Consider the following 13,149-nt stretch of genomic DNA (forward strand, 5'->3'; position numbering starts at 1 on the left):
GAAGCAGCTGATAAAGCAGCATCTGATGTGATAGAAAAAGCCACTGACGCTGTTGATAAGGCTGTCGATGCTGTGAAAGAAGCACCTGAAGCAGCCGATAAAGCAGCATCTGATGTGATAGAAAAAGCCACTGACGCTGTTGATAAGGCAACTGATGCAGTGAAGAAAGCACCTGAAGCAGCTGATAAAGCAGCATCTGATGTGATAGAAAAAGCCACTGACGTTGTTAATAAGGCTGTTGATGCTGTGAAGGAAGCACCTGAAGCAGCTGATAAAGCAGCATCTGATGTGATAGAAAAAGCCACTGACGCTGTTGATAAGGCTGTCGATGCTGTGAAAGAAGCACCTGAAGCAGCCGATAAAGCAGCATCTGATGTGATAGAAAAAGCCACTGACGCTGTTGATAAGGCAACTGATGCAGTGAAGAAAGCACCTGAAGCAGCTAATAAAGCAGCATCTGATGTGATAGAAAAAGCCACTGACGCTGTTAATAAGGCTGTTGATGCAGTGAAGAAAGCACCTGAAGCAGCTGATAAAGCAGCATCTGATGTGGTGGAAAAAGCTACTAGTGTTGCAGAGCACCAAGGGATTATTTTAGAGAATCAACAGGCTTTATTTAAAGATTATGATTTAGATAAGCTTTTGCATAAGATACGAATGGTGCTTGAGCATAACAGTTTAAAAAATGTTAACAAGCAGTTTCACGAGCTTTTTGATACAGAAGCCTCTTCTGTTTATTCTTGTTCTTTTGAAAAGTCTGCTGTAGATGAAAAATCTCAGACTGTAAAAGAAGAGATGGAGCAGGACTATAGTACAGGTGACCAGACAAAGGTTGCTGCTGTGGAAGCTAAGGTGGAGAGCCATGACCATGAAAACAGTCAACCTTTTAACAAAGCGCATGAAGTAAGTGCTCCAATTGAAGCACATCAGAGTGACAATCTTTCTTCTTCTAAAGCTTTGTATAAGGAAGGGTATGATTTTATTCGTTCTGCTAACTATGTTGATGCTGAAAAAAGCTTTTGCGCTTTTCAAAATCGTTACAAAAAAGATCCTTTGAGTGATGATGCTTTATTTTGGTTGGCCGAATCTTTGTTGGGGCAAAAACGCTATCATGAAGCAGCACAAGTTTATCTTACCGCATGGTATGCAGATAAAAAGAAGCTCTATACCTCCGAGATTTTACTGAAATTAGCAAGAAGTATGGTCGCTCTTGAGCCAAATAAAGACGATTGTGCTCATTTTGTGAAAAAATCAAAACGTCAACAAACATTAGCATCTGTTTTTTGTAAACCTGCAAAATAAACAGCGAGGTCGTTTTCGGTGTGCGTTAGACTGGCAAGAAATCTCTTTAAAACATCGGATTTTATTCAATGTCAGAAGTTGATTCTTGCCGTCTCAGGGGGAAGTGATTCTTTGGCTTTGATGTTTTTGGTCAAAGAGCATTTGGAAACACTCGTATTTCCTCCAGAAATGATTGTTGTCACGGTTGATCATCAATTGCGTAAAGAATCGATGCGTGAGGCAGAAACTGTTGCGAAAATTTGTCGTGTCCATGATATTCAACATATCACTGTGCGATGGGAAGGCGAAAAGCCAAAGACGCATATTGCTTCCAGCGCGCGTGTTGCACGCTATGATCTCTTGGTTAAAGAAGCACAAAAACAAGGCGCATCACTTATTATGACGGGGCATACACTCAATGATCAGGTTGAGACCTATCAAATGCGGTATCAACGTCTCCAAAAGAATAGAGGTGCTTTATATAGTGAAGCTGTTGCCATGCGCGATGAGGTTTATGCCAGTGGTTTTGCTGGTATTTTGCGTGGTGAAGCCGAGGGTATACGTGATGAGGATCATACCAGAAAAACAAGAAAAAATATTGCCGAAAAAAACTATGGTCCCCTCTATGAACGTGGTTTATCCTGTATTCCGCGTGAGGCGCTGTTGCATAGAAAAGTGCGTTTGATTCGGCCACTCCTTGGTGTAAAACGCCAAACATTACGGAATTATTTACGCTTACAAGGACAAACATGGATTGATGATCCAACCAATGAAGATCGCAATTTTGAACGTGTGCGCGTGCGTCAATCTCTTTCTCCACAAAAATTGGCTTATATTGCTCAAAAAATAAATGAAGCCGCATTGCAGCGTCGTCAACAAGCTAAAAATATTGCTGATTTGATCTTAGCGCTGGATATTACTGTCCAACATGGGCGTTGTTTCATAGAAAAGCCTGCGCTGTTTTTACAGAAACATTCCAGTTTTCCTTTTGTGGTGGGGCTCTTTGCTGTGCTGATGGGAGGGGGATTTTATTTGCTCCCCAATCAGAAATTAAGCATGCTTGTTCAAAAACTCTGTCTTGATTCTCCAGAAAAGCGGCGTTTTACTTATGCGGGCTCTGTTATTGAATATAACAAGCAGGGAATTTCTTTGTGGCGTGAAGGGCGAAATATGAAAGAGGCTATTGTTGAGCCAGATAAAACTTTTATATGGGATGGGCGCTATCATATCACAAATCATGGATATGAGGCTATAAAGGTTGGAGCCGCAAATTTAGAACAGCTGAAATTTTTATTAAAAAATAGCGATTTTGAGCTTGAAAAGCCTCATTTTCCCTCTTTACAATCGCTGCTGATGATCTCAAATCATAAAGGGTATGATATTCCAGAGTTGATTTCTCAAGCAGTTGTTCATAAACATGTTATCGTCAAGCGAATTATGGCACCTTTCGATTGGCTTTCCTCACGAGAAGATGCAGCCTTGGTGAATGTTGTGGAACCTTTTTTTAATATTGAGGTGAAAAGATAAAGGAAAATTACTCTAAAAGAAAATAAACAGCTTCTCATCCCTTGGCAAGGGGCTGACAAGGTTATATGTTAAGGGGAACTGTTTGAAATCTATATTTGATTAAGTGGGCTGAATATGAATTCCAATTACCGCTCTCTCCTTATTTGGGGAGTTATTGCATTGATTTTGATTGTGTCGTTTTCTCTCTTTAATGGAGATAGCCAACGTTCTGGTGGTGGAGAAGTCTCCTATTCTGAATTTTTGCAAAAAGTTGAGAATAATGAGTTGAAATCTGTGACCATTCAAGGTCAAAAATTAACAGGAAAAACCATTGAACATAGAGCTATTTCAACCTATGCTCCTCGCGATCCAGGTTTGATACAAAAATTGGAAAGCAAAAACGTTAATGTTAAAGCTATTCCTGAAAGCTCTGGAAATAGCATTTTCCTCAATCTCCTCTTTTCCTTATTACCTGTTATTATTATCGTGGGGGCGTGGGTCTTTTTTATGCGGCAAATGCAAAATGGGTCACGCGGTGCAATGGGATTTGGGAAATCGAAAGCAAGATTGCTTAATGAAGCGCAAGGACGTATTACCTTTAAAGATGTTGCTGGCGTTGAAGAAGCAAAGCAAGATCTTCAAGAAATTGTTGAATTTTTACGCGAACCACAAAAATTTCAACGCTTAGGGGGGCGTATCCCACGCGGTGTTTTGCTTGTTGGTCCTCCAGGAACCGGTAAAACTTTGCTAGCACGTTCTGTGGCCGGTGAAGCCAATGTGCCATTCTTTACCATTTCAGGGTCTGATTTTGTGGAAATGTTTGTTGGTGTTGGGGCAAGCCGTGTGCGCGATATGTTCGAACAGGCTAAAAAAAATGCACCTTGTATTATCTTTATTGATGAAATCGATGCTGTTGGGCGCCATAGGGGGGCTGGTCTTGGCGGTGGAAACGATGAACGTGAACAGACCTTAAACCAGTTGCTTGTCGAAATGGATGGGTTTGAGCCCAATGAAAGTATTATTCTTATTGCCGCAACAAACCGTCCCGATGTGCTTGATCCCGCTTTGTTAAGACCAGGGCGTTTCGACCGACAAGTTGTTGTGCCAAACCCTGATGTTTCTGGGCGTGAACAAATCTTGAAAGTGCATGTGCGCAACGTGCCTTTAGCGCCTAACGTTGATTTGAAAATTTTGGCAAGGGGAACACCAGGATTTTCCGGTGCAGACCTGATGAATCTGGTCAATGAAGCTGCTCTTATGGCTGCGAGCCGTAATAAAAGAGTTGTCACGATGCAAGAATTCGAAGATGCCAAAGATAAGGTGATGATGGGGGCTGAACGTCGTTCAACCGCTATGACACAAGAGGAAAAAGAACTCACTGCTTATCACGAAGCAGGACATGCTATTGTGGCTCTTAATGTGCCGGTTGCTGATCCTGTTCACAAAGCAACAATCGTTCCAAGGGGAAGAGCATTGGGAATGGTGATGCAATTGCCTGAAGGCGATCGCTATTCTATGAGTTATCGGTGGATGATTTCTCGTCTGGCCATTATGATGGGTGGACGTGTGGCTGAAGAATTAAAGTTTGGAAAGGAAAATATCACATCTGGTGCTTCTTCTGATATTGAACAAGCAACGAAATTAGCACGCGCGATGATCACACGGTGGGGATTTTCTGATCTGCTTGGAAATGTAGCTTATGGCGATAACCAAGATGAAGTCTTTTTGGGTCATTCTGTTGCGCGAACACAAAATGTCTCTGAAGAAACAGCGCGCATGATTGATATGGAAGTGCGTAAGCTTATTGATGATGCCTATAAAAATGCGACAAACATTTTGAAAACAAAAAGAAAAGAATGGTTTGCTTTGGCACAAGGTTTGTTGGAATATGAGACTTTAACGGGAGCTGAAATTAACGAAGTTATTGCAGGAAAGCCTCCTTCACGCACACAGAAAGATGAGGGTGCTGCGCCACGGGGGTCTTCTGTTCCAAAAACTGGAACGGTCAGAGCAGAGATAACAGTGGTAGATGAAAAAAACGCTGAAGCAGCTCCTAAAATAGTGCCTCATAAAGAAGAGACCGATAAAGGCAAGGCAGGTAAAGCAGAGGCAGTTGTTGGGAAAAAAACAGCAAAATCCGGTAATGTTGGGCCTAAGGAGGCTCAGTCTAAAGAAGTGCAATCGGATGAGACTGAGAAAAAAGCACAAAGCACAAAAGGCACCACAAAATCAGTCAACCGCTCTAAAAGTAATGCTGAAAAGAAGTCCAATACTGCGGGACATGATAAAGAAAAATAAGAACTGTTTAATATCGCTTGAGTGACGATGTTTTAGGAAAACTTCTAAATTCTTTGAGAAAGGCGCAAGTTTTGTTTGCGCCTTTCTTGTAATATTTGCAAAAATATGGAAGCAAAAAATTAAGCAAAGCCGTTGTATGATGGCGGCTTTAGCATGCTACAAGGCGAGGTGGACTGTTGCTTTTCTAATGTGGTAGGGGGTTGTAAGGTTAGGCGATAGATTTCCTTGCTGATTTGGTAGGGTGTGAGGTTTGGTGCTGGGTTTCTTTACGGATTTAGCAAGTGTGTGAAATTATCCGTTGGTTGTGTTAAAGGGATGTATAGAGCATTTTGAGGAGATAATATTGCTTTTATGTGTGAGGGTGTAAACATAATTGCTTGAGAGTGGTTTAGATGTGTAGATGGTGAATAGGGGGCTTGATTGTTTAAATGCATGAAGGTTTAGATCAATGATCTGATTTTATACGGGGAGCGGGGGGACTATTGTACCAAGGGGGCTTGTTAGGGTTTTAAGGAAAAGCCAAGGGAAGAATTATATATTAAAGGAAAGAGGCATGGTGCAAAAATATTTTGGTACAGATGGAATTCGGGGGAAAGCCAATTCATTTCCTATGACACCCGATTTTGCCATGAAGGTGGGGATGGCTGTAGGGGTTTTATTTCGCTCACAACATCAATCTCATCGTGTGGTGATTGGTAAGGATACACGATTATCTGGCTATATGTTGGAAAACGCTTTGGTTTCAGGGTTGACTGCTGCGGGGATGGAAGCTTTTTTATTGGGTCCAGTGCCAACCCCTGCTGTTGCAATGCTTTGCCGCTCTTTGCGAGCGGATCTTGGGGTGATGATTTCTGCTTCTCATAATCCGTTCTATGATAATGGAATTAAACTTTTTGGTCCTGATGGTTTTAAGCTTTCAGATGATATGGAAGCGAAAATTGAACAATTGATCGATACAGATCTTTCAAAGTCTTTAGCAAGTTCTGCCGAAATTGGTTATGCAAAACGGGTTGAGGGAGATATTTATCGTTATATTGAATATGCCAAACGAACTTTGCCGCGTGATGTTCGCTTAGATACTGTGCGTATTGTTGTGGATTGTGCCAATGGGGCTACTTATAAAGCGGCTCCCCGTGCTTTATGGGAATTGGGGGCTGAGGTTTTTGCTATTCATGATGAGCCCAATGGGACCAATATTAATCAAAAATGTGGATCAACCGATTTAAGCTCTTTAAAACGAAAAGTGCATGAAGTGCGTGCTGATGTGGGGATTGCTCTTGATGGAGATGGAGATCGGGTTCTCATTGTTGATGAAAAAGCACAAACGGTTGATGGAGATCAGTTAATTGCTGTAATTGCTGAAAATTGGCATAAAATGGGACGATTACGGTGCAATGGTGTTGTCACAACGATTATGTCAAATCTTGGACTAGAGCGTTTCTTGAATAGCAAAGGGTTGCACCTTGTAAGGACAAAAGTTGGAGATCGTTATGTTGTCGATGCCATGCGCCAAAAGGGATATAATGTTGGTGGTGAGGCTTCTGGCCATATCGTGCTTAGTGATTTTGGTACAACGGGTGATGGCTTGGTGGCTGCATTGCAGATTTTAGCCTGTATGAAGGAAAGTCAAAGCCCTATGAGCCAATTGTGTAAACGGTTTGAACCTGTACCGCAAATTTTAAAAAATGTAACGATTAAAAATAAAAATGTCTTGAAAAAAAATCCCGTCGAAGCGGCCATTGATCAAGCAGAGAAGCGGTTAGGAAAAGAGGCACGGCTGGTGATCCGCGCTTCTGGAACTGAGCCGGTTATCCGCCTTATGGCTGAAGGCGATGCACGAGAAGTATTGGACACTGTCGTGACAGAGTTGATGGATGTTATTATTCATCATGATGTACGCATGGGGACTGCACTTGAGGAATCTTGAATTTTTTGAAAAAATTATCAGATCATCTTTGAATAAAGGTCTGATTTTAATGCGGGATTTTGGCAATTACAAAAGGAAAGTCCAATTCTAATAACTACAATGCGTATAGATTTCTCTATAGTTCGTAAGATATAAAAAATATGCCTTTTTTTGATTTTCCTTTTTCTTTTACTTATTCGTAAATCGGTTATTAGTTTAACAGAGTTTGTAGTGGGGGGCTTTAACAGCTTATTTGTAATCTATTTATATCTGTGTAATAATATACATTATGGATAGATTTATTGGGATAGGTAAGGCCGCTCAAGTTTTGGGTGTTTCGATCAGCACTCTACGCCGTTGGGAATGTGAAGACAAAATTATTTCTGAGCACACGGCAGGAGGTCACCGCCGTTATGACCTATCTAGGCTTAGACCTGAGCTTTTCATTCGAGAGAACTATCACAAAGAAAAACCATTGCTTATGCGCGTGTATCGAGCCATGATCAAAAAGACGATTTAGAGCGACAAAAACAGGTTCTCGAGCTTTATTGCGCAAGCCAAGGTGGACTTATGAACTCATCTCTGATTTAGGGTCAGGGATGAATTATCGTAAAAAAGGTCTTAAACGTTTGTTGGATGCTCTCATTGAAAATGAAATAGGTCGTTTGGTGATTACGCATAAAGATCGTTTATTGCGCTTTGGTGCGGAATTGGTCTTCGCCATTTGTGAAGCCAAACAAGTTGAGGTTGTCATTCTCAATCAAGGAGAAGAAAGCAGTTTTGAAGAAGATTTAGCCAAAGATGTTTTAGAAATTATTACTGTCTTCAGTGCTCGTCTTTATGGAAGTCGTTCGAGAAAAAATCAAAAGTTATTAGAGAATGTTCGTCAAGCTGTAGAAGCATCGCAATGATTGTTGCTCACAAAATAGCTCTAGACTTAAACAATAAACAACGAAGCTACATGGCTCGAGCCAGTGGTTGCGCGCGCTTTGCTTATAATTGGGCACTGAAGGAATGGCAGCAGCAATATGAAGCATGGAAGAAAGATAATAATTTACAAAGCCTAATGACTATGCGCTACGTAGACAATTCAATTCTCTAAAACGAGAACAATTTCCATGGATAATGGAAGTCACTAAAAATGCTCCACAAATGGCAATTATTCAATTGGGTATGGCTTTTAAGAATTTCTTTTCAGGAAGAAGCCGATATCCCACTTTGAGAAAGAAAGGAGTGCACGATCGTTTTACTTTAACCAATGATCAAGTACAGTTGCAAGGTTCCAAGATAAGAATTCCCAAACTTGGTTGGGTTCGTCTGCGAGAACAATTGCGATTTCAAGGAAAGATCTTGTCAGTAACCATTAGCCGTAAAGCGGATCGGTGGTTTGTAAGTCTTAGCGTTGAAACCAATAATCAAGAGCCACTGAGCGAGAACCAAGCTATTGTTGGTCTTGATTTGGGCGTCAATGCACTTGCAACGCTTTCGACAGGAGAAACCATAAGAAGCGTTAAACCTTATAAGGCTTTGCTAAATCGTTTACGACGCTTATCACGAAAGCTAAGCCGTAAGCAAAAAGGCTCGAGCAATCGTTATAAGGAGAAACAAAAACTCGCTAAGCTTCATGCACGAATAAGTAATATCAGAACAGATCATTTGCATAAGGTTACAACAGATTTAATTCAGCGTTTTGGTACATTTTGTCTGGAAGATCTTCATGTAAAAGGTTTGCTGAAAAATCAGCATTTATCGCGTGCCCTTGCAGATCAAAGTTTTTTCGAGTTTCGCCGTCAATTGGAATATAAGGCGGCACGTTATGGTCGACAGATTGTTATTGCAGATCGTTGGTATGCGAGCAGTAAGATCTGCCATCATTGCGGATGTAAGATTGAACAATTACCTCTTAGCATACGTGAGTGGAGATGTTCTCATTGTGGTACGAACCATGATAGAGACATTAATGCCGCGATTAATTTAAAAAACTTGGCGGTGAGTTCCACCGTGTCAGCCTGTGGAGAGGAATGCTCTGGGCAATGTCCTGTGACTTTGGTGAAACCAGCCTCGAAGAAGCAGGAAATCAACAGTATATTTAATCAGAAATGATTATATTTACATAAGTTTGATAGAACGGGAGTTTAAGTGTTATTCATTCTTTTTACTGGACATACAGCGGGTGCAGCGCCTCATGAACATCAAACAGCAATGGTCATTGTGGTTATATCATCTTGATGTTTCTAAGTGCCGCTGCCAATTGGGGATATGATACGCTCCTATTACGTTTAGCTCCTCCTAATTATGAACTTATACTTTTCCAATAATTAGTAGAATAATGAGAAAGAGATGAGAATGAGCAATTTTTTCACGACAGTTCTAATGTTTATAAAGTAAAAAAGCCATGTGATGTAAAAATAATGAACATTTTTGGATCTTGGAAGGGTACACTCTATATTCATTTACAATTTTAAGATTTAAACATAAAAGGATTGAAGCCTTCTATAATACTGGTACGACTGAAGGGATTAGAACCGCCCATGCTCAAAAATTAAAGCGTATTCTAAGTGCTCTTGAAGGAGATGTATCGCCAAAAGATTTGAGTTATCCATCCTTTTAATTACATCTGCTAAAGGGTGATTTCAAGGATTATTGGTTAATTACTGTAAATGGAAATTGTTGCGTAATATTTCGCTTTGATAGCATAGATGTCGAAATGGTTGATTATCTGGATTGTCATCAAAAAGGAGATCTAAACAATGATGAAGAATCCTTCACATCCCAGTGAATTATTGCGAGAAGATGTGATCAAAGAGCTTGGTTTATCCTTTAATGAAGCAGCAGAGTGGCTTGGTATATCTCGTGTAGCACTTTCTAGAGTTTTAAATGGAAAAGCCGCTATGAGTGCTAATCTTGCTATTAGGCTTGAAATGTCTGGTGTAAGCACGCACGTGCTTGGCTTGCTATGCAAACAAATTATGATCTATCAAAAAAAAATCCTTAACAACAGTCCCATGATCAAGATTGCATAAAAGAGTTTCAAATGGCAGTTAAGTTTTTGCAACAGAGACGTATACAAGAGCTAAATCATGCGTATGAGCGTACAAGGTCAAAAGATGTAACGCGGGTAAGACAAGGAATAAAATCTTGTTTCTATAGTCTGTTTGGCTATAATAAATATAAGCAAAGGAGGGTTTTAATATATTGAGTGAAGAGGAAATTAAGCTGCGTCGCCTCTATGCTGAAAATGCATTGGCAAGCCAACGTTTAGAGGGATTAGAGCCAGATCCAAAAGTCGTTGAGCAAATGGAACGTGTTATTATTGGAGAGTTTGAAACAAGTGATATCCTCAAAGATTATATGGAGAGGGTAAAACGTGGAGAAGTATAAGGGGAGCGGTGATCCTTATACTGATCCTGAAACTGGTGTGATGTATAATCGGTTTGGTATTAAAGACAAAGCCACGCTACAACGTGTAGAATCTACGATTTCTTATGTAAAATCTTTCGAATTTGTACATACTCCTATTGGTGGTAAGTTTGATCTGAATTACATGAAAGAGATTCATAGAAGACTGTTTGGTGACATATATGAATGGGCGGGACAAGTTCGTTTAGTGGATATTGCCAAAGGCAATAGTATGTTTGCTAGTTATAATCAGATTGAAAGTTATGCACCGAAGATTACGCAAAAGCTTGCAAAAGAACAGTATCTGCGTGGTCTTGGCGCTTATGACTTTAGCCAAAGGGCTGGGTATTACATGGGCGAATTGAATGCGTTGCATCCGTTTCGAGAGGGGAATGGGCGTACTCAGCGTGAATTTATGGTGCAACTGGCTCGTGAAGCTGGTTATCATATCAACTGGAAGGGTATTGAGCGACAAGAAATGACACGTGCGTCAATTGAAGCACATTTTGGTAATTCAGAATATCTATCTGCACTCATCTATAAGAACCTTACCAAGTTTACAGAAAATAAAAGGGATGATGTTTCTCAAGGTATTGGCAAAAATATTGCTTTTTGCGTTGATCTTAATAAAGAGTGCTTGGAACAACAAAAAGAGAAGATTGAAACTCCTTGGGATAGAGAAAAGACAAGTTTTGCTAAACGTCAAAAAGAAGAACTTGAACAATTACAAAATGATTTGAATGTTGTTGCAAAAGCAACAGAAAAAGCTCCATACCTTGCTGCTTATATAGATAATTCTAATCTAGAACAGAAGGTGCTAAGCGCTCTTAGAAATAAAAAATCTTACATTGATGTGTTTAAGGAGTTAAACAGTCATTTAGCATCTATTTATAGAGATCCACAAGAGGCTGCGCTTAGGATTGAGCAAACGATTTTAGCAGGTAAAGGCGATAAACTCTCTGATATTTTGGATAGGGCACCTGATAGAGCGGGCGAACTGCGTGGATCAGATCGTTTTATCGATAAATTGAAGGCTACAGGAAAAGAACGAAAAGAAGCGCTTTATCATGTTCCTCTTGCTATTTCTTCTATTAAACTGCTTCAATCCTTTTATGAGAATTCTTATGAGACGCTGATGGTTAGTGTTACACGGGAGCGTGAACAGTTAAAAGTTGAAGTCCCCTCGCTTTCACAAGAAGCAGTGACTTTTATGAAAAATGTTGAAGCTGGTTGTGATAGTTATTCAAAGATACCAGAGCAGGTTAATCAAGAGTTTTTAAAGCTACAAAGTGTTTTAGATAAACGTTTTGGACATGATGCCATTCATAAATATGGTTTTGATTTATCAAAAGCAATCCCCAAAGAACAGTCTTATAATAAAGAACGCATAAAAGAGTTTCAAATGGCAGTTAAGTTTTTGCAACAGAGACAACAGGAGAAAATCAACGCAATAGCGCGTGCAAGATCAATAGATATGATACGGTAAGGGCAAGGATAAAGCCTTATGCTGTATAAGCCCTATTAAGCCATATGGCAAAAGAGAGGTAATCAAAAGAGGTTTAATATGGGTGTGACAAAAGACGTTGTATGTGCCTGCATAGATAGGGCGTTAAAAAAAATTCGGTGAAATATTAGCAAGTTTAGGACTTACGGTGTCTGATTTCATCCGTATTGCTTTGACAAAAGTTGTTGATGAAAGAGGATTGCCGTTTGATATGTATATTCTTCATGAGAAAACGCTTAAAACTTTTGAGAAAAGTGATAAGGGTTAAGAGAAGTGACAAGGGTTAAGAGAAGTGACAAGGGTAAAGAGATATAGCTGAAGATAGGTAAGATTTGTTTTGTCATTTGGATATTTGATATTTCTGATCATTCACTTCAAATTAGCTTTTCATTTACATCGTTATCGTTATGGGTGTTTCCGTATATTGAATGATGTATGCAAACCGTGATTGAAATGGCAGCTTATTGAACTTCTGTGAAAGAAGAAGGCATATCGCCTGAATAATTATTTGATATTGTTTCTTTTATTGCTACTCATTCAGATGCTGGTGGTCTTATGCAAGGTATGAGAGAAAGCCAAGGAAAGTTAGGTTTAAAAGCATAAGAGTAAAAGTGGGGGATATAAAGTTATACCCTTTTTTGGTGGTTAAAATATTCCGGTGTTGATCGAAGATATTTACAGTCAATCATCTTGAGGTAATTTGACAAAATCAGAGAGGAATGCGTTGAAGAAAATTTTTATACTGCGCCTTGATGAATATCGAAAAGAATAATAATGGATAAAGCACATAAAGCAGGATCTTGTATATTACAAGGTGCTCGTGAAGCTCTTGTCTGAAGCTAAAGGTGAAGCGGAGGTCATAAATTTGGTATCTATATTCCTGCAAATGTTGATGTCAAAAAAAATCAGAAAAAATATAGGGTTATAGATATCATTTTCGGCACGTTTTGGTTTTCCTGTGGGGCGCATTCGTGATTGGGAATGGGGATGATATTTTTACTTCTTTTTGCTTTCAATTCATTGAAAATGAACTTGAAGCTATGGTGGTAATTTAGCACGCGATGATATCCGCGGCTTATAATCGTGTTTTTAAGAAAGCTCTATTGGTATAGTTTTTGCTTATAAAAAAGGGTGTGAGGGGTAGCGTTTTTTTTTAAAAAGCATCACGGCGTTTGAAAGGGTCGTAATAGATTTCTGTTACACGAAATTTTCCTTCGAGGCGTTTACATTGGATGATGACATCTATCATCGAGAT

10 protein-coding genes and 3 pseudogenes are annotated in these 13,149 nt (G+C 39.7%); all 13 read left to right on the forward strand.

The window, feature by feature from the left end:
• Nucleotides 1-1,302 (forward strand): annotated as a pseudogene (locus tag ACFINY_RS04895) (tol-pal system protein); the annotation flags it as partial.
• Nucleotides 1,303-1,320: 18 nt separating this feature from the next.
• On the forward strand, nt 1,321-2,808 hold the full coding sequence (gene tilS / locus ACFINY_RS04900; RefSeq protein WP_375611767.1) for a tRNA lysidine(34) synthetase TilS: 1,488 nt from the start codon (nt 1,321-1,323) through the stop codon (nt 2,806-2,808).
• Nucleotides 2,809-2,922: 114 nt separating this feature from the next.
• Complete coding sequence (ftsH, locus tag ACFINY_RS04905) at nt 2,923-5,085, forward strand: ATP-dependent zinc metalloprotease FtsH (RefSeq protein ID WP_375611768.1); 2,163 nt, start codon at nt 2,923-2,925, stop codon at nt 5,083-5,085.
• 553 nt (nt 5,086-5,638) lie between these two features.
• Nucleotides 5,639-7,012 carry a phosphoglucosamine mutase gene (gene glmM, locus ACFINY_RS04910; protein ID WP_375700899.1) on the forward strand — a complete coding sequence of 458 codons (1,374 nt, stop codon included), beginning with the start codon at nt 5,639-5,641 and terminating at the stop codon, nt 7,010-7,012.
• Nucleotides 7,013-7,280: 268 nt separating this feature from the next.
• On the forward strand, nt 7,281-7,511 hold the full coding sequence (locus ACFINY_RS04915; protein WP_375611770.1) for a MerR family DNA-binding transcriptional regulator: 231 nt from the start codon (nt 7,281-7,283) through the stop codon (nt 7,509-7,511).
• Nucleotides 7,466-7,902, forward strand: a pseudogene (locus tag ACFINY_RS04920) (IS607 family transposase). The gene ACFINY_RS04915 and the pseudogene ACFINY_RS04920 overlap by 46 nt, the downstream one beginning before the upstream one ends.
• Before the next feature lie 50 nt (nt 7,903-7,952).
• Nucleotides 7,953-8,093, forward strand: a complete 141-nt coding sequence (locus ACFINY_RS04925; RefSeq protein ID WP_375611780.1) for a helix-turn-helix domain-containing protein — start codon at nt 7,953-7,955, stop codon at nt 8,091-8,093.
• Nucleotides 8,094-8,116: 23 nt separating this feature from the next.
• Entirely contained in the window at nt 8,117-9,094 is a 978-nt protein-coding gene (locus ACFINY_RS04930; protein WP_375645687.1) for an RNA-guided endonuclease InsQ/TnpB family protein, read from the forward strand.
• 514 nt (nt 9,095-9,608) lie between these two features.
• Nucleotides 9,609-9,770: a type II toxin-antitoxin system RelE/ParE family toxin gene (locus ACFINY_RS04935; protein ID WP_375700902.1), complete on the forward strand. Its 162-nt coding sequence runs from the start codon at nt 9,609-9,611 to the stop codon at nt 9,768-9,770.
• Nucleotides 9,742-9,986, forward strand: a pseudogene (locus ACFINY_RS04940) (HigA family addiction module antitoxin). Before ACFINY_RS04935 ends, ACFINY_RS04940 begins: the two are co-directional and overlap by 29 nt.
• A 200-nt stretch (nt 9,987-10,186) precedes the next feature.
• Nucleotides 10,187-10,372 carry an antitoxin VbhA family protein gene (locus tag ACFINY_RS04945; protein ID WP_375628016.1) on the forward strand — a complete coding sequence of 62 codons (186 nt, stop codon included), beginning with the start codon at nt 10,187-10,189 and terminating at the stop codon, nt 10,370-10,372.
• Entirely contained in the window at nt 10,359-11,876 is a 1,518-nt protein-coding gene (gene vbhT / locus ACFINY_RS04950; protein WP_375700900.1) for a type II toxin-antitoxin system protein adenylyltransferase VbhT, read from the forward strand. Before ACFINY_RS04945 ends, vbhT begins: the two co-directional genes overlap by 14 nt.
• A gap of 166 nt (nt 11,877-12,042) precedes the next feature.
• A complete protein-coding gene (locus tag ACFINY_RS04955) occupies nt 12,043-12,162 on the forward strand; it encodes a type II toxin-antitoxin system RelB/DinJ family antitoxin (protein ID WP_375638284.1) in 120 nt (39 codons plus the stop codon).
• Nucleotides 12,163-13,149 lie beyond the last annotated feature (987 nt).

The sequence above is a fragment of the Bartonella sp. AA23NXGY genome (assembly GCF_042197165.1).
In the GTDB taxonomy this organism is placed as follows: domain Bacteria; phylum Pseudomonadota; class Alphaproteobacteria; order Rhizobiales; family Rhizobiaceae; genus Bartonella.